Source organism: Lysinibacillus sp. GJ-1, from assembly GCF_021166035.1.
GTDB classification, from domain to species: domain Bacteria; phylum Bacillota; class Bacilli; order Bacillales_A; family Planococcaceae; genus Lysinibacillus; species Lysinibacillus sphaericus.
The window spans coordinates 1222267-1245852 of sequence record NZ_CP088912.1; the positions used below are offsets into that span (position 1 = coordinate 1222267).

Consider the following 23586-nt stretch of genomic DNA (forward strand, 5'->3'; position numbering starts at 1 on the left):
AGGGGAGGGAATGGAATGAAAAAAACAGATGATATATTAGGAGCACTAAAAAAACTTAGTAAAACAGATAAAGGAATTACAATTGTCCTTTCAAAAGAGGATAAAAAATTTATTTCATACAGAGAACTATGGAATAGAAGTTTTTATGTTTCTGAAATATTTAAAAAGCAAGGTGTTAGCAGAAATGCAGAAGTCATTATTCGGTGTGAAAATCTAGAGCTCTTTTTATATTCATTTTGGGCGTGTGCAATAGGAGGCTATATCGCTGTTCCGATTGATGCAAGTAAAAATAGTAATGTCGATAGTCTTTTAACACATGTATTGGAAAAGTCGGTTCATCCAATTATCGTCAGTGATAGTGAACAGGATAAGGACAAAGGGAAAGTGCTATGCATTCAAGACTTCTATACTGAGATTTTAAAGTGTCCGAATAATCTGAATGTAGAGTATCAAACTTCACCAGAAGATATCCTATATATTTTATATTCTTCTGGAACAACGGGCACGCCAAAAGGGGTAATGATTAGCAAATCCAATGTGGCTGCTAACGTATATGGCTTTGTTAAACATTATGCAATAGATGAAAATGATAAGTTTTTATCATGGACACCATTAACACATTGTTATGGTTTAGTCATATTCCACCTTGTACCATTAATGGCGGGCGCAGATCAATGCCTGCTTTCTACTAAATTGTACATGAATCAGCCGTTAATTTGGGCGGAAACCATTAATGAATATCGCGCAACTAGAATTGGTTCACTGCCATTCGCATTGAAGCATTTTAATAATGTTTATATGAATTCGGAGAAAAACTTTAAATGGGATTTGTCCTGTGTAGATAGCATGTTTTTAGGTGGGGAGTCGGTTAGTCAAGCATTATACAAAGAATTCTGTAACGAAGTAAATGCTTATGGGTTTTCTATAGATAAGGTTTATCCGCTATATGGATTGACTGAAGCGACAATTATGTTAACCGCAAATAGATTAGGAAAGCATGCTAGAACATTCGAAATTACAAACGATAAGCTTGTGATTGGTGACAAAGTGCAGTGTAGGGAATTAGCGGATGGCGAAACAGCAGATAATGTATTTCTTGAAATGGGTACGCCTTTGGAAACTGTACAACTTAGTATCCGCGATGATAACTTCCAAGAGCTCCCAGAAGGGCATTTAGGACAAATTTGTGCAAGTGGTCCTTGTATTACAGCAGGTTATTATCAAGATTCAGAAGCGACCGATAAAGTATTTTTTGAAGAGAAATGGTTATGTACAGGGGATATAGGATTTATTCAAGATAACAATCTTATCATTATTGGAAGAGAAAAAGAACTTGTTGTAGCCAACGGGAAAAAAGTCTCGTGCGCACAGATTGAAGAACTAATAAATAACCATTTGCATAATACAAAGCACCAACAGTGTGCAGTATGCAATGGAACAAAGCAGGAAAATGACAATGAGAAAGTGATTGTTTTTATAAAAACACAAATGGACTTTGAAAATAACAAGGATATAGAAGAATTTAAGGACTTTAAAAACGACATTATTTCAATGGTTTTTGAAAAAATGGGACTGACTATTAGTGAGGTAGTACCCGTTGAAGATATTCCTAAAACAAACAGTGGCAAAGCATTTCGACGTGGGTTAACTGAAAAATATAATGCTGGCACATATGAAACAATACTAAATAACTTGAATTATAGTAAGAAAAGCCAAATGGTTAATACCGAAAAAACGAGATACTCTCGAAATTCTATTGCGAAGAAAATTGTGACATATATTGAGAGTCGTTTCGATGTAAAAGTATTAGCGCATGACATTCCTTTTTCTGAATATGGCATTGTATCTATTAATATCCCATCGTTTATTGAAAATTTAAATAAAGAATTTAACGTAAATATTCTTGTCGCTGATATTTTTAAGTATTTCACTATATATGATTTGTCTGAACATATTTATTCACTTGTTAATTTAGAAGAGAAGCAAAGGAGTCTAGGGAACATGAACGAAGAGCAGCATATGCAAGATAAAATAGCAATCGTTGGAATGAGTTGTCGCTTTCCAGGTGGTGCTAATAGTATTGATGAGTACTGGAATTTGCTTGTAAATGGAGTAGATGGCGTATGTGATGTTCCTGAAAATAGATGGGAAATTGAAAAGTATTATGATGAAGATAAAACCGTTCCGGGAAAAATGTATTGCAAAAAGGGTGGTTTTTTAAATATCAATATTGATGAATTTGATGCAGGGTTTTTCAATATATCTCCAAAAGAAGCAGCTGCCCTTGATCCCCAACAAAGAATGCTATTAGAGCTCACATGGGAAGCTTTTGAAAATGCAAATATGGATATTACTAAATACAACGGATCGAACACCGGCGTATATGTAGGCATGTCTAATAATGAATACAATCTAGCGCAATTATATTCAGGAGAATTATCAACTATTGGTGCATATGCTCTGACAGGAAGCTGTATGAGTACTGCATGTGGAAGGGTATCTTATACGTTTGGATTTGAAGGACCATGTATTACAGTTGATACCGCATGCTCGTCCACGCTTTCGGCGTTGCATTTAGCCTGTACCGCAATGCAGGCTGGAGAAGCCGATATGCAAATTGTAGCTGGCGTTAACTTAATGGAATCTCCAACGACTAATATCGGTTTTTCGAAACTGCAAGCGACATCAGTAGATGGGCATAGTAAAGCATTTGATGAAGCGGCAAATGGTTATGGGCGTGGAGAAGGCGGTGGCGTCCTTATACTGAAAAAATTATCTGACGCTATTAAAGATCAAGATGAAATTCTAGGCATTATCAGAGGAACTGGAATTAATCAAGATGGTAAGAGTAAAGGCCTAACTGCACCAAATGGGGAAGCGCAAGAAAAATTGATTGAAAAAACTTTGATGCATGCCAGTATGGATCCTCATGATGTTGATTTTGTAGAAATGCATGGAACAGGCACAAAACTTGGAGATCCAATCGAAGTTCATGCAGTTGGTGCAACTTACGGAAAGAACAGAAGTAAAAATAATCTATTAAAGATAGGTTCTGTAAAATCTAATATTGGTCATTTGGAGGCTGCTGCAGGGGTAGCATCAATAATTAAAGTTTTATTATCCATGAAGCATAATATGATTCCTGCAAATCTTCACTTCCATACACCGAATCCGTTTATTGACTGGGAAGGTGCAAATGTAGAAGTGATAAGCGAACATGCATCGTGGAAAAAAGAGGATGGCTTAAGAGCTGCAGCTATTAATGGCTTTGGATTTGGTGGGTCAAATGCCCATGCGATTATCGAAGAATACAAAAATGAGGATTTCGGTAAAAACGAAACAAACATCCAAGATGGCATAGATTATATACTTAAAATTTCAGCAAAAAGCAAGAAATCATTAAATGAACTAATTGAACAGTACTATAAATTGATAGCAAATAGTTCGGACAATGAATTAGAAGATATTATTTATACAGCCAATCTAGGAAGAGCGGATTTAGAATACCGATTTGCTGTATGTGGCAGTAACAGAAAAATGATTGCTGAGAGACTAGAGAGCTATCTAAAAGATGGGTATGCAGAAGGGGTCTTTGAAAATATAGATAAGCACCAGTTGATGCAAAAAGATAGAAAAGTTGTCTTTATGTTTACTGGACAAGGCTCACAGTATCTCAATATGGGGAAACTACTCTATGATTCTAATGCTGTCTTTAAACAGGCATTTGACACTTGTGATCGATTGTTTAAACCGTATTTATTAAAATCCATTGCCGATTTAATATATGGGGAAAATGCAGACGAACAAGTGATTGAAAAAACGGTTTATGCGCAACCATTAATCTTTGCGGTGGAATATGCTTTATACAAACTGTGGGAGAGCTATGGTGTTAAACCAGAGGTAGTGATGGGACATAGCATTGGTGAATATCCAGCAGCAGTTGTAGCAGGGATTATGACACTGGAAGATGCTATTAAACTAGTTTCAATAAGAGGAAGACTGATGGATGCTGCACCTGGAAAAGGCAAGATGGCAACTGTTTTTGCAGATAAAGCGAAAGTACAAAAACTTCTTACTGGATTCCAAGAGACGGTATGTATTGCGGCACACAATGCTGAAGAAACTTGTGTAATTTCTGGAATGGCGGAAGATATAGAAAAAGTGGTTGAGAAGGCAAAGATGGAAGGCATGCGTGTACAAGAATTAAAGGTATCTCATGCTTTTCACTCTATGCTAATGGAGCCAATATTAGATGACTTCCATTTAATAGCAAAAGAATTGGATTATAAAGAATCTAAGGTAAAATTTGTTTCGTCGCTCTACGCCAAAGAATTAGAAGAAGGTCAAATTCTTGATGGCGACTATTGGACTAGTCATATTAGAGAAAAAGTTGACTTCTTTGGAGCGGTTACAAGCATTGATAAAAAAGAAAACTATTTATTGCTAGAAGTAGGAAGTAATAGAGTGTTGGCAGCACTTTGTAAATTAATTTTTGAAGATGAAAGAGTCATTGCATCTACTTTAAACATGAAGAAGGAAGATAAAGTACAACTGGCAAATGAAATTGCATTGCTTTATGTAACGGGTGTAGATGTGGATTGGAGCAATATTACGTTCGCTGGTAAAACGAATTGGAACAAAGTAAAACTTCCTAACTATCCATATGAGAAGAACAAATATTGGATGGATTTGAAATACGATAGAGCATCAGAGAGTATCAATGCTGAAGATTATCACAATATTCTAGGACAAAGAATTGATCTTCCATCTATGAGTGACGCTGTAGTATTCCAAAGGAAATTTACTGCATTGGAACCTTACTTTATGAGAGAACATGTTATTTTCAAAACAGCAATTTCTCCAGCAGCAGCCCATATGGCCATGATACTTTCGGCTGTGAAAGAAATTGGAAATGCTAAAAGTTGCGTGTTAAGTAAAGTAGATTTCAGGGTGCCATTAGCTGCAACAGATGATGAAGAAAAACAGGTGCAAATTTGTTTAGAAAAAGAAGACAATGATTACAAATTTAATATTGTCAGTAGAGATTTTAACTCTAAATATGATAAATGGCTAATGCATGCTAAAGGCAATGTATGTATGCAAGATGAATATGAGTTTTCAGAAATGACAGCAAATATGGATGATTATAAACGCCTGTCCTATGAAGAAAATATTGAAAATAGTATCTACTATTTTATGAGTAAATCTGGTTTTGAATTAGGAGAAGGTTTCCAACGGATTAAGCGTATTAGCTACGGAGAAGATGAATGTGTCTGTGTGGTAGAGCCTTTAAAAACCATTCCATACTTTAAAGATTATGTACTCTACCCAGGAACAATTGACTCCATATTCCAAACAGGTATTGCCTTAGTTTTAGAAAAATTAAAAGAACGTACAAATGTCAATGAAGATGGCAATAAAACAGTTATTCCATACTATTTAGAGAAATTGACGTTTAACTATCGAGAATCCGATCAGTTATGGTGTTATTCAAAATCAACTGTAAAAAATGATATTACGTATGCGGACGTTATTGTATATAACGAAAAAGGCGAAGTATTAATGAAAATAGATAACCTCATGGCTAAAATTACAGAAAGCGAAAGTTTATTACAAGAAATGAGTAGTGCAAACAAATTGTATTACCATACAGACTGGGTGCAAACAGATGCCATTAGAAAATTAGAGGAGTTGCCAGTCAATAAACAGTACCTTCTGATTGCAGATGAGGCAATTGCGGCAGCAAGTTTAAAAGAAAATATGGAGAAACACCATTTAAACACAATATGTGTACTACATGGAGATGAATTCCTAAAGAAAAATACCCATGATTATACGATCAATCAGGACAATAAAGAAGAGTGGACGAAGCTTCTTGCAGATGTATGCAAAGACAGCGGGAAGAAAAACTTAAATATTATTTATTGTACTACTAAGGATAGTGTTCCGAATCTAACGAATAATAAGGTGAATTATAGAGCAATTAAAGCATTACACTATTTGGTTCAAGTTATGAATGAAGAGGGTTACACACAAGGTAGCAAAATTAAAATCGTGACCAAAGATGTGCAAAAGCTTCGTCATGAGAAAAAACTAAATTTATCAGGATCAATGGTCTGGGGATTAGCAAAAGTAATGAGTATAGAATATCCTGAAATTTTTGGTGGCATCATTGATACGGATGAAATAACTTTCTATGAAAATAGTGATTTTATCCATGAAGTATTAGGGGATAGTGTACAGGAAGTTTGCTTCAGAGAAAACGAACGTTATGTAGGAAGATTAATTGCTCATGCGGATTATTTGAAAAAAGGGTTAGAAAAAAATAAGAAAATTGTATTAAAAGAAGAAGCTTCTTATTTAATTACAGGTGGAACAGGAGCATTGGGTCTTGCTTATGCTGAACAACTTGTAAATGCAGGTGCTAAAAACCTTATTTTAATAAGCAGACGCGAACCAAGTGAACATGCCAAAGTAGCGATTCAAAAATTGATAGACAAAGCAGTGCAAGTAAAGATTGTCCATGCGGATGTATGTAATGATGAAAGTTTGATAAAAGCGCTGGATGACATTCAATTTACGATGCCTCCTATTAGAGGCGTCGTTCATGCAGCAGGTGTGTTAAACGATAAGATGTTGATTGACCTCAATTGGGAGGATTTTGAAAAGGTTATGAATCCAAAAGTTGTTGGAACGCTTAATGTTTTCAATGCAATTGACAAGGAAACATTGGATTTCTTCATGATGCTTTCCTCCATCACTAGTGTTATTGGAAATATGGGACAAGGCAACTACGCTGCTGCCAATCATTTTATGAATTCATTTGCAACATATATGAACATGAATAAACTCCCTGGTTATACTTTCTGCTGGGGACCATGGAATGAAAGTGGGATGGCAGCAGATAATGATGCGATATCGAGTACGATGGCAAGAATGGGTATGAAAACTTTTTCAAAATACTAGGGACAAAGCATTATTAATGATTTTATGGATCAACCATATGAGAATCTGCTAATTGCCGATATAGAATGGAATACCCTAGTAAAATCTTTGGAAACTGCAGCAGGCAAGACAGAATTCCTATCCAAATTAGTGTCTGAAAAGGACCTACATGTGGATATAGTTCAAGATGAAAAGGACAATTTCTTGGAAACGATTATGAGTTTATCAGGTGAAGGCCAAAATGAAATCCTAATTGAAAAACTGCAAAGTATTTGCGGGAAAATTATGGGCTTTGATCATAACCAAGTACTATCCATAGATAAAGCATTCCAAGAACAAGGTGCAGATTCTTTAATGATATTCTCTATGCGAACAGCGATTAATAAATTGCTAGGTATCGATGTCAATGTCTCTGTATTTTTCAATTATCCAACCATCGTAAAACTTTCTGATTATTTATTAAGTGAAGTTCTAATTCTTGAAAATGAAAATATGGGTGAATTAGAAGAACAATCCGAAAACATAGATGACTTATTATCTGAAATTGATAAGTTAACGATATAGTCAGAGGTGTTATATATGAACAATGACATTGAAAATAAATATAAAGATACTTTATTAAAGGCTGCTAAAAAAATCAAAGAACTAGATTTAGAATTGAAAAAATCAAAAGAGGAAAATGAAATTGCAATAATTGGCTATAATTGTAGATTTCCAGGCGGTGCAAATAACAGCAGTTTATTCTGGGACAAATTATCACAAGGATATGATGCTGTTACTAATATCAAACCTGAAAGATTCCCTGTTGAAGCGTTTTTCAGCGAAGATAGGCAAGATAAGGGAAAAATGTATACGCGTTATGGTTCCTTTATAGATCAAGATATTAAGACATTTGATAATGTGCATTTTGAAATTTCTGCACTAGAGGCAGTATCTGTCGATCCCCAGCAAAAACTTTTATTGGAAGTGAGCTGGGAGGCAATGGAGAATGCTGGTCTGAATATCGAAGAGATGAAGGGCAGTAAAACAGGCGTATTTATAGGAATCGACGCAGTTGACTATGTAAACAGAGAAATGATGTCAGGGGATATAAAAGATATTGGTTTATATTCACTTGTTGGAGCATCCTCTCATTCTGCTGCAGGTAGAATATCTTATTTTTATGATTTTAAAGGACCAGCAGTAAGTTTAAGTACTGCATGTTCATCGTCATTAACGGCGATGAACATGGCAGTAGACAGCCTAAAAAGTGGTCAATGTGATGTAGCCATTGTTGGAGGGATAAATCTGCTGCTAAATCCAGAGCCCTATGTGGGACTATCTCAAAACAGTGGTTTATCACCAGATGGACGTTGTAAAACTTTTGATGCATCCGCTGATGGATTTGGCCGAGGCGAAGGCTGTGGAATTATCATATTAAAAAGATTAAGTGATGCTAAAAGAGATAACAACAGTATAGAGGCATTAGTAAAAGGGATATATGTCGGACAAGATGGTAAATCCAATGGCTTCTTTGCACCAAATGGGCTGGCAGAGCAAAGAGTGATTGCAGAAACGTTGAAAAGGACAGGGCTAGATGTAGACGATATTGATTATATTGAAGCTCATGGGACAGGAACTTCTCTTGGTGACTTTATTGAAGCACAGGCAATTTGTGAGGTATTTAAAAACAGAAAAGCACCCATAAAGGTTGGTTCTGTAAAGTCTAATATTGGTCATCTAGAGGCGGCATCCGGGATGGCAAGTATGATCAAGGTATTACTTTCCTTAAAACATAAACAGCTTTTGCCAAGTATCCATTTTAAAAATCCAAACCCCAATATTGATTGGGATAAAATTCAAGTAGTTGATAAGCTCTCGGAATGGGAAAGTAATGGAAAAAAAAGACGAGCGGGTATTAGTGCGTATGGCATTAGTGGAACATTAGCTCATTTAATACTAGAAGAAGCAGAGCACGAAGAAAATACACCACAAACTGAAAAAAGTAATCTACCTGAAAGTATGCTAACGATTTCAACAAAGAACAAAAATGTGTTAGTAAAAGCAATTTCTCAAATAAGAGATTATCTTAGCGTTTCCACAGAACAACTTAGTGATATTGCCTATTCAACAAATATTACAAGAGATAAACATGAATACAGGTTCGCAATAGTTGGTAACAATAAAGAGCAAATTATTGAAGAAATAGATCATGTGCTCAAAAATGAAGATTCACTGGAATACTACATTGGACAAGCAGAAAGTAAAAAGAAAAAAATTGCATTTTTATTTACAGGACAAGGCTCCATCTACAAAGATGCAGCAAGAGAATTTTATGAAAATTCGCAAGCGTATAGAGAAACCTTCGATCTTTGTGATGATCGATTTAAGGAGCTCCTAGGCATTTCTATCAAAGACACTTTGTTTGGAGCAAACGAAGAACTATTAACAAATGCGCTTTATTCGCAACCAATTATATTCTCGTTGGAATACGCTTTAACGAAAATCTGGGATTCATTCAATATAAAAGCAGATTATGTGATTGGGCATAGTGTTGGCGAGTATGCCGCAGCATGTTATGTCGGCATGCTAAGTTTTGAAGATGCTACGAACATGATTGCGATGCGAAGTAGACTTATGGTTAGTGTGACACCGAATGGCAAAATGGTGGGCGTGTTAGTAGATGAATTGACGATGAAGGAAGCAATATTGGAAAGCGGATGTAAAAATGTATCAATAGCTGCTGTTAATGCACCTAAAAATATTACAGTATCTGGTCTAAGTGAAGAAGTTGATATGGTAATTAATCAATTACATAAAAAGGTCAGAGCTTTTGTTACCGATTTAAATATTCCATATCCTTATCATTCAACTGCAATGGAAGAATATAAAGAAATATATGGGGAAAGTTTAGCGCATGTTGTTTGCAATAAAACGCCAAAATCAATTATTTCAAGTGTAACAGGAAAGCTAGAGGACGTCGGTACATTTGAAAATAAAGGGTATTGGACAGAACATCTTGAAAAAACGGTTCATTTTATGAAAGCGATGCAGGAAGTAGATAAATTAGGCGTTTCCACATTTATTGAAATTGGTGGTAATGCAACTTTATGTGGCTTAGCATACTAATGTTTGCAAAATGACAATGCCATTTTTGTTCCATCACTTAGAAAAGGAATAGGCGATTATAAGCAGTTGTTGGAATCTTTGAAATCTTTATATCTTAATGGGATGAAAATTAATTGGAATAGCTTCTATAAAAATTACAATAAAAAGAAAATTATTTTACCTAACTATCCTTTTGAGAGAAAGACCTTGTGGAAAAACAAAGCAACTTCGGTAGCAGATACAAGCTATGTGAATTTGGAACAGTTATTGGAAAAACAAAATGAGCAACTAATGTTACAGAAACAGCTTCTTGAAAATATTTTTAAATAAACAGCAAGAAAGGAGTAAAAAAATGAAGAATCTAGTTCTAGATGAAACAAAAACGATGATCGTAATAGAAGAATTAAAAGAAATTGTTCATATTATATCCGCCATGGAAAAAGAAGAAATAGATGAAAAGAAGAGATTAATTTCCTATGGTCTTGATTCAATCCTTCTCCTAACACTTGCCAAGCAAATCCATGCAAAGTACAAGGTAGAAATTCCTTTAGATGTATTTTTTACAACTTTAAATACGTTACAACTAATTGCAGATTACATTGCAGAAAATGGCATTGTGGAGGCTGAACAACAAGAGGAAACGTATGAAGAAGTAATGGATGTTATTGATGCGCTACCTGAAGAACTTAACAACTCTACAAACGAAGTCACTTATCATAGTGTAGGAAAATTAGATATGGATATGATGGTGCAAGTATTTAACAACCAATATGATGTTATGACAAAACAAAATGAGATTTTAAAAGTAATAGCTAGTACAACGAAAGCACAAAATAATGGCCAGAAAACAAAGGGTTTGCAAAAGGAAGTCAGTTCGGCAATAGCCCCGACAAAATCCGATGATTATTACAAGCCTTATAAAAAGCTAGATTTTAACAAAGAAGATGAAGTGGATGAACTTCAATTAAAATACATTAAAAATATAGAACAACGCATTAATATTTTTACTAAAAATTCAAAGGATAGAACCCAACAATATAGAAATATATATGCGAGTAATCGAAACTCTGCGGGCTTTAGACCTTTATATAAAGAAATGCTCTATCAAATTATTGCGGAAGAAGGCCAAGGTTCTAAGATAATAGATATTGATGGCAATACAATGATTGATCTGACGATGGGCTTTGGGGTCTTAATGTTTGGACATAGCCCAGAATTTGTTAGAAAAGCATTGAGAAATGAACTTGAAAAAGGAATGCCTGTTGGTCCAATGGGCAGGCTTACTGGACGAGTAGCCCAAAATATTTCCGAGTTAGCGGGAGTAGACAGAGTATTTTTCTGTAATTCTGGAACAGAAGCAAATATGTTTGCAGTTAGAGTAGCAAGAGCTGTTACAGGTAAAAAGAAAATCGTCTGTTTTACAGGAGCTTTTCATGGAACTTACGATGGATTTTTAGGAATGCCGAATTATTTAGATGATTCAAACCATACAACTACTTCATTAGTACCGGGAATTACTGATAGTGCAGTGCAAGACGTTGTGATGTTGGATTTTAACTCCGAATCTTCTTTGCAATATATCGAACAACATTGTGATACGATTGCGGCCGTTATAACGGAACCAATCCAAAGCCGAAGACCAGATATTCAACCGAAGGATTTCCTGTTGAAATTAAGACAAGTGACACAAGACAATAACGTTGCCTTAATTTTTGATGAAATTATTACAGGTTTCCGAATTGCTAGTGGTGGAGCACAAGAATACTTTGGTGTGGAAGCTGACATTGTAACGTATGGAAAAGTTATTGGTGGCGGAATGCCAATAGGTGTTTTAGCGGGTAAGAAAAAATATTTAGATAGTATAGATGGTGGCATGTGGAACTTCGGAGACAACTCTGTTCCTCCTAATGAAGACAAAAGAACATTTGTTGCAGGTACTTTCTGTCATCATCCGATGGCGATGGCAGCTACGAATGCAGTGCTCGAATATATAAAGGAAAATAAGCACACTATTTATGAAACATTGAATCTAAAAACTACTGAATTTGTCAACGAATTAAATCAATTCTTTGAACGTGAACACGTAGATATTCGTATCAATCAGTTTGGTTCATTATTTAGATTTACCGTAAATTTAGAAAAAGAAATATTCTACTATGGTTTGTTAGAAAAAGGTATCTATATTTGGGAAGGACGTAATTGTTTCTTATCTACAGAGCATTCCAAAGAAGATATAGAATACGTTATAGAGGCTGTCAAGAAAACTGTATATGAAATGAAAGAAGCCAATTTTTTTAATCAATAAACAAGATTGGACAGAAAATAGATTTATATAAATAGGAGATAAAAATATGTTCTTTTTAGTGTTATGGGGATTAGGAATTGTTACAGCTGTTATCGACTTATATATGAAGGGATTTCCGTCTGACCCTCAATTGATCTGCTCGGTAATTTTACTTCATCAGTTCGTAGTAACATTTGGACTTTTAGGTATTACAGGATTATTAAGTAATATGATTTTTGCAAAACAAAATGCCAAAATGGTCGGTTTACCAGGTGGGCTGTTCCAGATAAAATACGGGTTTTCACAATTGGGTCTAGGTGTTATGGGCGTTATGTGTATTTGGTTTAGAGATGGGTTCTGGTTAGGAACAATCGTAGCTATGTATATATATGGAATTAGTGGTCTTTGGTCACACTGGAATGTTATGAAAATGAATAAAAAGGCAGACGCGGACAGCATTGCAAATATCATAATGGATATTGCATATCAGACCTTTATAACCGTATTATCTATTGTTATTGGTGGAATATGGGTAATTGGCTAAAAACATAAAAATCCATTTTAGGAGTGCTGTGTAAATGCTGAAAAAAAAGATTGAATTATCAGAGATCCAAAAGGGAATCTATTTTGAATGCCAAACAGGAGAAAAAAATAATTATAATATCTCAGCGGCAATAAAAATAAAGAATGAAATAGATATTGTAAAGTTCGAAAAGGCATTACAAATGTTGGTGAATGAACAAGCAGCACTGCGCAATCATATTGAATTACTAGATGGCAGTCTGTCCATGGTAATTAATGAAGAAGTAGATGCTGCTGTTCATTATTATGATGTTTCCAAGGAACATCATAATAAGAGAATAGATGAAATAGTTAACGAAGAGGTTGGCTATGAGTTTAATTTATCAAAGGCACCACTTTTTAGAGTGTCCTTAATTAAAGAGGATAATAATTTATTTATTCTAGTACTGAATCTTCATCATATTATTGCTGACGGAGTGTCACTTGATATTTTTATCAAAAAACTATTTACCTATTATTCCAATTCGCTAAATGGTGAAGTAATTGAATTAAAAGAAGACTGCGGATTTTTAAATTTTGTTGAAAGCGAAAATAAAAAACTGGCGAATGGCAGCTATGAAAAACAAAAGGAATATTGGCGAGAAAAAGTAAAAGATGCAAATGCTTTGAACTTTCCAAAGGACTTCTCGAATGCTCATCATAACGGGATAGGGAAAGAGAAGTCTTATCGAATTTCTAAGGATTTAATGAACAGTATAAAGAAAGCATCTCAAAAAGAAGAAGTGACACCGTTTATTTTCTGTTTAGCGGCATTTAGTGCATTGATGGGAAAATGCTGCAATGAAAAGAATGTAGTAGTTTCCAGTCCATTCACAAATAGACCGGGATTCGACTTTGAAGAAACGATAGGATGCTTTATTTATACATTGCCATTAAGTGTAACAATCGACAATCATAAACCATTTAAAGATGTTATTGAGGCAATGTATGAGGAAATGATTGGAGCATATAAAAATATCGGATATCCCAACAATTTAATTGCCCGTGAAACGGAATCTAGTATCTATACAGGGATTCAGTCAATCTTCGATATTACCTTCGTCTATGACAAATATAGTAAACCGACATGGGAAGGCGTAGAATGTGACACATTTGAAATGGACAATACGATGTTCCCTGGAAATATGATGGTAATTCTTGCTGAAATGCCTGATGGTGACATGATTAAGATTCAGTACAAGTCTGATATCTATGCAGAAGAAATGATCGAAATGCTAGGAAGACGTTTTATTAAACTGTTAGAAACTGTAACAGCGCATACGGATGTACTAGTGAAAAATATCGACTTATTTTTGGAAGATGAAAAAGTGCATATTTTGAATACTTTCAATCAAAGTGCATTCTTCGATTATAAACCAATGCACATTATAGATATTTTCCATGAGCGAGTTCGCACGTATAGAGAACATACAGCACTTCTTTTTGATAATGGCAGCATGAGCTATGAAGAAGTCAATAAAAAAGCGAATCAGATAGCAAGAAAAATATTGCAACACAAGAAAAAAGACAATGAAGTAATTGGCGTACAGTTAAAACGTTCTAAAGAAATGGTTCTTACTATATTAGGAATTTTGAAAGCTGGCTGTGCTTATGTACCAATCGAAAATTATTATCCTGAAAATCGAAAAAATTATATTTTTAACGATGCCGATATCAATATTTTAATTACATCGAAAGACTTGCAATATGATTTTTGTCAGGATAAACAAATTATTTTTGTTGATGATAATGAAACATACAGCGGGGATGATAGCAATCTTGATATTGTATTAAATCCTTTTGACTAGGCCTACATTGAGTATACTTCAGGTTCGACTGGGGAGCCAAAAGGGGTAATGATTGAAAACCATAGTGTAGTCAATACAATTATGGATTTGGAAAGACGTTTCCCTGTTCAAGAAGGCGATGTTTATCTATATAAAACGCCTTTTTCATTCGATATTTCGGGAACGGAACTGTATGGCTGGTTTATGGGAAAAGGTGCTCTGTGTATTTTAGAACATGATGGCGAGAAAAATCCAGAACTTATCTTAGAATTTATAGATCGCTATCATGTAACCCATATAAACTTTGTACCAAACATGCTCAAGGTATTTTTAGAACTGTTGAATGAAAAAAATAATAAAGAAAAGTTACACTCCTTACGATGGATTTTTGTTGGAGGAGAGGCATTAACTGCTGATATAATTGATAAATTTTTTGACATGAAACTAGCTGTAAATCTGGAAAATGTTTATGGTCCGACAGAATGTACAATGTGGGCTTCACACCATTCTATTCAAAAATGCGAGCGTGTTTCGAATGTATCGATTGGACATCCGTTAAATGAAATTCGATGGTATGTTATTGACGAAAATAATCAACTTCAGGTGGTAGGTGTACCTGGTGAGTTATGTTTAAGTGGAGTAGGATAGGCCCGAGGTTATCTCAATAAAGAAGAACTTACAAATGAAAAATTTTGTGAAAATCCATTCTATGATGAAAGAAAAGATCCCGTTTGGTTTAAGAAGATGTATAAAACAGGTGATTTGGCGAGATGGCTTCCTGACGGCAATATCGAATTTATGGGGAGAATGGATCACCAAGTTAAAATTAGCGGATTACGGATTGAACTGGGAGAAATTGAAAATGCAATGGTTCAGTTTGATGGCATTTTAGAAGCTGTAGTAGTTACGAAGCAATCTTCCAACCATTTACCTGTACTATGTGCTTATTATGTTGCTCCACAACAAGTGCCTGTAGCTGAGTTAAGAGCATTTTTAAGTCATTATGTACCTGACTATATGATTCCAGCATTCTTTGTTCATATGGAGAAAATGCCGATTAATAGTAGTGGGAAAATAGACCGGAAAATACTTATTGCAGATACTACCTATAATCATCACACTACGACAATTAATCAAGTACCAGAATCTGAATTAGAGACAATTATTGCTCGTATTTGGAAAGAGGTATTAGAAATTGATCATGTAGGAATAGAAGATAATTTCTTTGAAATTGGTGGGCATTCCATGGCTGCGATTCTAGTACATAGCAGATTAAAGCAAGTACTTGATATGGAATTTTCTATTACTGTTTTATATCAATTCCCAACGATACGTCTATTATCTGAGCAAATGATGAAAAACGAAAAGGTAGAAATTCAGGACAGAAAGAATTTTTTCAAGAGAAAGAAAAAATCAGTCTATTCTGATATTGCCATTATTGGAATGGCAATTGACGTTCCAGGTGCCGATAATATTAAGGATTTTTGGCATAACTTGAAACATGAAAAAGAGAGTATTCATTTTTATAATGATGAAGAACTTCGCAACCTTGGCATTAGTGAAGAAACGATTCACAACAGGAATTATGTAAAGGCTAAAGGTCGTGTAGATGACATTGAATACTTCGATTCAGAATTTTTCGAATATACACCGAGCGAAGTAAATCTTATGTCGCCGCAGTTAAGGCTTTTGTACAAAGGAACATGGGAGGCCTTGGAGGATGCGGGATATTATCCAGAATCGACAGAAGATAAGATGGGCATCTTCATCGGTGGTTCAGATGATTTCCAATGGTATAACGAAGCATTGGGCAATAATGACAATTACAGTGATATGTATCAAGCATTTACAATGAGTACGAATCATTTTCTTGCAACAAGGTTAGCTTACAAATTTAATATTAAAAGGCCTGTGTTCTCATCACTTACTGGATGCTCAACGACCCTCGTTACGACACATCTAGCATGTCAATCTCTCATGTTAGGAGAATGTGATATAGCTATTGCTGGCGGTGTTACTGTTGAACTTCCAAATGATGGTGGTTATATGTATCAAGATGGGATGATGTTTTCATCTGATGGGCACTGTCGTCCATTTGATGCAGAAGCTAGCGGTACAATATTTTCAAATGGAATGGGAATTGTTGTATTAAAGAGACTAGATGAGGCACTGGAAGCGGGAGATCATATTTATGCAGTTATTAAAGGCTCTGCTATTAATAATGATGGCAGTCAAAAGGCAGGTTTTACTGCGCCAAGTGTAGATGGGCAGGCGGAGGTAATAAGGGAAGCTTATAAACGAGCAGAAATCGATCCCGAAACGGTCGGCTATATTGAAGCACATGGGACAGGTACTATATTAGGCGATCCGATTGAGGTTGAATCGTTAACAAAAGCATTTGCCACAGATAAAAAGAGATACAGTTTATTAGGTTCTGTAAAAGGCAATATCGGCCATACTGATACGGCAGCAGGTGTAACAGGATTGATAAAAGTTGCATTAAGCTTAAAGAATCGATTTATACCTGGGACAGTAAATTATAAAAATCCTAATCCAAAGATTAATTTTGATGAGACACCATTTATTGTACAAAGTAATGGTATGGAATGGCAAAATAACAACAATCTCCCTCTTAGAGCTGGCATTAATTCATTTGGTGTTGGTGGAACGAATGCACATATGGTATTGGAGGAAGCACCAACTGTAAAAAACAGCAGTAAGGAAGAAAAAACAAATCTGTTCCTGTTTTCAGCAAAAACAAAAAATGCATTAATTGAAAATATAAAATCAACGCTAAAGTATGTTGCGTCAGATCAAAGTATAAACCGTTCCGATGCTGCTTGGACATTGATGGCGGGCAGAAAGCATTTCAAATATAGAAAAGCTATTGTAGTGAATGAGCATCTTGGAAAGGATATAAATGTCGATGAATTTATAGAAGATATTCTTGACAGTGAATGTAAAAAAGCTGACGAAGGTAAGAATGTTTACTTTATGTTTTCAGGACAGGGCAGCCAATATCAAGGAATCGGAAGAGAGTTATATTACGCAACAGACAGCTTTATAGGTAAACGTTACCGTCAGTATGTTGATGAAATATTCGGCTATCTCAATGAAGAAGAACAACATGAATTCTTTGATATTATCTATGGCAATGCAGATTCCTCTCTCGTTAATCAGACAAAATATAGTCAATTTGCATTGTTTGTTACGGAATTTTCACTTGCCAAAATACTGATAGATGTAGGGATAATGCCAAAGGCGTTTATCGGACACAGTATTGGTGAAGTAACAGCCGCAGCAGTTGCAGGCGTATGGAGTCTTGCTGATGCCGTAAAAATTGTCAGAGCCCGTGGAGATATTATGCAGAAGCAGAAGTCAGGTGTCATGCTTGCTGTAATGAAAGGTGTAGACGAAGTGAAAGAAATGCTAATTGATGGCGTATCGTTAGCATTAAATAATACTTCGGATCGTTGTGTCGTAGGTGGAACGAAAGAAAAAATAGAGGCATTTGAGAAAATAATGTCAGAAAAAGGCATTGGTGCGACAATACTTAAAACCTCACATGCATTCCATACCTATATGATGCAGGATGCCGCAACGGAGTTCAGCGAATATCTCAAAGCATTTCAATTTAACAATCCATCCATTCCGATTGTTTCAAATGTCACTGGTGAATGGGTGAAGGAAAATGAAATGTGCACGCCAACATATTGGGCAGAACATATTATAAACCCAGTACAATTTGATAAAAACCTAGCATTAATCTTACAAGATGAGCATGCAGCCTTTATCGAGATAGGTGGAGGAAGATCTTTATGTACCTTTGCATTACAGCATAAAGAGAGAAAAGAAGGGCAAATATTCCTAAATATTTTACGGCACGCAATAGAAAAAGAACATGATTTGGAATATGTTTATGCAAAACTTGGACTTGCTTGGAGTGCTGGAGTAAAACTAAATTGGCAGAAATTTATGGGCAGTAACGTCCGCAATAGAGTGTCGCTACCAGTCTATCATTTCGAGAAAAAACGATACCCTATTACAATTACAATAGCTCAAGAAGGAAATACATTGAGAAGTAATCCGGAAATACAAAAAGTACTCGAAGCTTCAGAGCAAGTTACGGCAACAATTGAAAGCAAGGATTCTTTAGAGGAATGCATTATTGAATCTTATAAATCCGTACTAGGATTTGAAAATATCACAGAAAATCAGGATTTCTTTGAATTAGGCGGAGATTCATTAAAAGCGGTAAGCCTTTCTAATGTGATAGAGAGTAAAACAGGTATAAAAATAGCTGTTACTGAAATATTTAAACATACGACACCAAAGAAAATGAATACCTATATCGCTAGTTTGAATGGACATTCTGTAAATAAAAATAAAATAGTCCCATTAAAAAAAGCTGCTTATTATAATACTTCTTCAGCGCAAAAGCGTATGTATAGTTTGCATTTGCTGGATAAAACAAGTACCGCCTATAATCTTCCTTCAGCCACAATAATAGAAGGAAAATTAAGTGAGGAAAAGGTGCGAGAAGTTGCTGAAAAACTATTGATGCGACATGAAATATTAAGAACATCCTTTGACATTAAAGATAATAAAGTTGTCCAGCTGATTGAAGACCATGTAGATATGGAATTAACTTTTACAGAACAATTGATAGACAATGATGATCAAATAAAAGATTTAATTGACGACTTCATAAGACCTTTTGATTTATCGAAAGCGCCTTTATGTAGACTGAAATTAGTGACAGTTTCAGATGTAAAATCCATACTACTATTCGATGTACACCATATTATTGCAGACGGAACATCTGTTGAAATTTTAACAAAAGATTTTAATGATTTATATGTTTCTTCGTTGCCACCATTAACTGTGCACTATAAAGATTTTGCAGAATGGCAAAATCAGTATCTAGCATCTGAAAAAATACAAGAATCTAAAAAATATTGGACTGAGATGTTTAAAGATGGGATTCCTGTATTGGAGCTTCCGATTGATAAGGAAAGACCTGCAATCAAAACTTTCGCAGGAAAAAGAATTCATTTTTCTATTGAAAGTGAAATGGCGGAGAGATTGGAAAAGTTTGCACAAAAAAATAGTGCCACGATGTATATGACGTTACTAAGTGCTTGGTATGTATTGCTTCAAAGATATTCTGGACAGGAAGACATCGTGATTGGTTCACCAGTAGCAGGACGTACAACAGATGAAGTCAAGGATATCATGGGTATGTTTGTTAATATGCTTGCGATAAGAAACAAGCCAATGGCAAAGAAAAAGTTTATCGATTTCTTCCATGAAGTGAAAGAAAATACCATTCAAGCATTAAAAAATCAAGAATATCAATTCGATGATTTGATTGAGCAACTGGATATTAAGCGGACACTAAACCGCAACGCACTGTTTGATGTTTGTTTTGATTTCCAAAACATGGAGACTCACGATTTGAATATTGATGGCATAAAAATTAGTCCATTCCAATTTGATACGCAAACTTCTGCTTATGATTTAGTTCTAACATGTCAACAACAGAGCAAGAATAAAGAAATTGACTGTTTTATTGACTTTTCAACTGATCTATTTAACGAGGATACGATGGAGAGAATGCAAAGTAATTACAAGACAATTCTTGAAAGTATCTTAAAGGATAGCGAAACGCTAATTGGCAAAATGAATGTAGTTTCTTCTATAGATAAAGACAACATCTTAAGACAATTAGAAGAGACCAAGCTTGATATAGCAGAACAAGTAACACTTCACAAAATGTTTGAAAGAAATGTCGATAAACATCCAGATAAAACAGCATTGATTACTTCAGATGGTACAGTCTGGACATACCGAGAATTGAATAAAAAAGCCAATATAATTGCCCACAAGTTACTATCCTTACATGTCGCACACGAAGATTTAGTTGGACTTATGACAACAAGGAATGAAAATATGTTAGCTGGTATGCTTGGCATTTTAAAAGCAGGGGCTGCCTATGTTCCGATTGATCATAATTATCCAAAAGAGCGAATTGACCATATGATGCAATTAAGCAAACCAAAGGCATTGTTAGTAGATAGAGATCATGTAGGAACAGTCGATTATAACGGTGTCTCTATAGACTGTAGGGCATTAGAAGCAAACGAACAGAATATTAAAAATCCTGAAGTTACCTGCACCGTAAATTCACTAGCCTATACGATATTTACTTCTGGATCAACAGGAAAACCAAAAGGCGTTATGGTCAATCATGCCTCTGTCATTAATTTTATATACGATATTGTCAATAGAAGGATTTTTAGAAATGAAGAGGATAGAGTCATTTGCTTAACGACATTATCATTTGACATTTTTGCATTTGAATCCATTGTACCAATGTGCACAGGTCATTCTATATACATGGCAGATGAAATCGAACAGCTAGATTCAACATTAGCTGCACAAAAAATTATAAAATATGGGGTTACGCATATTTTAAGTACGGTATCTAGAATTAAAACATTTGTCGATAATCCTGCGTTTGCACCGGCATTATCACAGTTGACATGTATTTTAAGTGGTGGAGAGAATTTCCCAATTCAACTACTTCAAGATATAAGGTCAAAATCTCTAGCAAGTATCTATAATATGTATGGACCATCTGAAACTACTATATGGTCAACTACAAAAGATCTTACACATTCAGATTATATAAGTATCGGTAAGCCAATTGCCAATACACAAATTTTTATTTTGAATGAAGAACAACAGTTACAACCGTATGGTGTTTATGGAGAAATATGTATTGCAGGAGAAGGCCTTGCAAGGGGCTATTACAACGATAAGCTAGAAACAGATAAAAAGTTCACTTTAGTAGAAGATTTACCTGGTATTAAAGTTTACAAAACGGGTGATAGAGGGAGAATGCATGCTAATGGTGAAACAGAAATTTCTGGTAGATTAGATAATCAGATTAAAATCAGAGGGTATCGAATTGAGCTTGGTGAAATTGAAAAAGCTGCTTTAGAACATTCAAATGTCAACATAGTTGTAGTAAAGGCAAATGAAGATGCAGATTATAACAAAAATTTGACATTATATTATTGCCTAAAGGATGATGCGCCTAGTGCAGCAAGAAAAGATTCACTATGGCTAAAGAACTGGTTACAGTCAAAATTGCCAAATTATATGGTACCTACTGAATATATGCAATTAGATAACATGCCTGTTCTTCCAAATGGAAAGATTAACAAAAATGCATTAGCAACCTTAGAGGAAAAGAAAGTACTTGAGGTTAATATGCCACCAAAATCAGTACTTGAAAGTGAAATACTGAAAATTTGGAAAGAGATTTTACAAAAAGACCATATTGGTGTCTATGATAACTTCTTTGATGTAGGAGGGACTTCATTAACATTAATGATGGTCAATAACAAGATTAATAGTGAGTTAGGGCTAACGATTCCAGTAATGAAGCTTTTTGAATATCCGACCATAGATGGTTTAGTTCAAGAATTATCACAGGAAAGTGGTAAGAATGGTAGCCAAAACGAGACGACTGCCGAGGAACCATCATTTGATCAAGATTATTTTGATGACGACGGATTTGATGAAGCCTTCGAGGATTCAACTGAAGCGGTGAATACCGAGGGAATTCGTAATGATGATGTAGCTGTAATCGGAATGGCATGTCGATTCCCAGACGCAGAAAACATTCATTCATTCTGGCAGAATATTGTCAATGGCAAGGAGAGTATTCATTTCTTTAATGATGACGATCTTTTACAAAGTGGCATTCCTAAAGAAGTATTTGAGAAAGAGAACTATGTAAGGGCAAAAGGCTTCTTAAAGGATGTAGAATATTTTGACGCAAAACTATTTGACTATTCGGATAAAGAAGCGAGCATGATGGACCCTCAAATACGTTTATTACATCAATGTACGTATGAACTATTGGAAAATGCGGGATACAATTCATTCGACTATGACGGAAAAATTGCTATGTACGCTGGAAGTGGTTCCAATCTGTTATGGATGTCAAAGTTTGGGAACAACCAGAATGATATCATCGATGCATTCGAAGCAATCACATACAATGAGAAGGATTTTCTGACAACTAGAATTGCCTACAAGTTGAATCTAAAAGGTCCTAATATGAACATTCAGACGGCATGTTCTACGTCTCTTGTTGCAATCCATCAAGCAGCACAGATTGTTATAAATGGAGAGGCGGATATGGCAATCGCAGGTGGAGTAAGTATTTCCTATCCTCGAAAAGAAGGCTATCTATGGCATGAAGGTATGATCTTTTCAAAAGATGTCCATTGTCGACCTTTCTCTGATGATTCATCAGGTACGGTTTCTGGGAACGGATGCGGCGTCGTATTGTTAAAACCTTTGAAAAAAGCTTTAAAAGACAACGATCATATATATGCAGTCATTAAAGGCTCTGCAGTTAACAATGATGGTATTGATAAAATTGGCTATACGGCACCAAGTATTAAAAGCCAAACAGATGTCATTAAATCTGCATTAGGCAACGCTGGTATTAAACCAGAGGAGATTAGTTTTGTAGAAGCACATGGCACGGGAACTTCTTTAGGAGATCCAATTGAAATAGAAGCTTTAAAACAGGCGTGGGGAACGAATAAAAAAAATTACTGTGCTATTGGAGCGGTAAAAGCAAACATCGGTCATCTTGATGCAGCAGCAGGAGTGGCAGGATTTATAAAAACAGTTTTAGTGCTTGATAAAAAAGTAGTACCACCATTGATTAATTTTAATCAGCCTAATGAAAAACTAGATCTTAACAACAGTCCATTTTATTTCAATACTGAGGCGAAGAAGCTAGAAACAACTCATGGGAAACTAAAAGCAGCAGTCAGCTCTTTTGGCATCGGTGGAACGAATGCACATATTGTTTTAGAAGAAGCGCCAAAGTAA

Annotated in this window: 9 protein-coding genes; all 9 read left to right on the forward strand. The window is 35.2% G+C overall.

What is annotated here, in order from left to right; all coding sequences use genetic code 11:
* Positions 1-15 precede the first annotated feature (15 nt).
* Entirely contained in the window at positions 16-6966 is a 6951-nt protein-coding gene (locus LO754_RS05680; RefSeq protein WP_231785760.1) for a type I polyketide synthase, read from the forward strand.
* 150 nt (positions 6967-7116) lie between these two features.
* A complete protein-coding gene (locus LO754_RS05685; protein ID WP_231785761.1) occupies positions 7117-7509 on the forward strand; it encodes an acyl carrier protein in 393 nt (130 codons plus the stop codon).
* Between the two features lie 15 nt (positions 7510-7524).
* A complete protein-coding gene (locus LO754_RS05690) occupies positions 7525-10053 on the forward strand; it encodes a type I polyketide synthase (protein WP_231785762.1) in 2529 nt (842 codons plus the stop codon).
* Positions 10054-10056: 3 nt separating this feature from the next.
* Complete coding sequence (locus LO754_RS05695) at positions 10057-10362, forward strand: hypothetical protein (protein WP_231785763.1); 306 nt, start codon at positions 10057-10059, stop codon at positions 10360-10362.
* A gap of 22 nt (positions 10363-10384) precedes the next feature.
* The gene (locus LO754_RS05700) at positions 10385-12337 is read left to right on the forward strand and encodes an aminotransferase class III-fold pyridoxal phosphate-dependent enzyme (RefSeq protein WP_231785764.1); all 1953 of its coding nucleotides are present in this window, start codon (positions 10385-10387) and stop codon (positions 12335-12337) included.
* Between the two features lie 46 nt (positions 12338-12383).
* Positions 12384-12860 (forward strand): DUF6790 family protein, encoded by a 477-nt coding sequence (locus LO754_RS05705; protein ID WP_231785765.1) that lies wholly within the window; start codon positions 12384-12386, stop codon positions 12858-12860.
* Positions 12861-12894: 34 nt separating this feature from the next.
* Complete coding sequence (locus LO754_RS05710) at positions 12895-14685, forward strand: condensation domain-containing protein (protein ID WP_231785766.1); 1791 nt, start codon at positions 12895-12897, stop codon at positions 14683-14685.
* 6 nt (positions 14686-14691) lie between these two features.
* Positions 14692-15312, forward strand: coding sequence for an AMP-binding protein (locus tag LO754_RS23680; RefSeq protein ID WP_435892062.1), 621 nt, complete (start codon positions 14692-14694; stop codon positions 15310-15312).
* A gap of 96 nt (positions 15313-15408) precedes the next feature.
* A complete protein-coding gene (locus LO754_RS05715; RefSeq protein ID WP_435892053.1) occupies positions 15409-23586 on the forward strand; it encodes an amino acid adenylation domain-containing protein in 8178 nt (2725 codons plus the stop codon).

Bases quoted from the DNA above. Each gene is read 5' to 3' on its own strand.
- LO754_RS05715 (WP_435892053.1), top strand. From the start codon at position 15,409: ATGTATAAAACAGGTGATTTGGCGAGATGGCTTCCTGACGGCAATATC.
- LO754_RS05680 (WP_231785760.1), top strand. From the start codon at position 16: ATGAAAAAAACAGATGATATATTAGGAGCACTAAAAAAACTTAGTAAA.
- LO754_RS05700 (WP_231785764.1), top strand. From the start codon at position 10,385: ATGAAGAATCTAGTTCTAGATGAAACAAAAACGATGATCGTAATAGAA.
- LO754_RS05705 (WP_231785765.1), top strand. From the start codon at position 12,384: ATGTTCTTTTTAGTGTTATGGGGATTAGGAATTGTTACAGCTGTTATC.
- LO754_RS05710 (WP_231785766.1), top strand. From the start codon at position 12,895: ATGCTGAAAAAAAAGATTGAATTATCAGAGATCCAAAAGGGAATCTAT.
- LO754_RS05690 (WP_231785762.1), top strand. From the start codon at position 7,525: ATGAACAATGACATTGAAAATAAATATAAAGATACTTTATTAAAGGCT.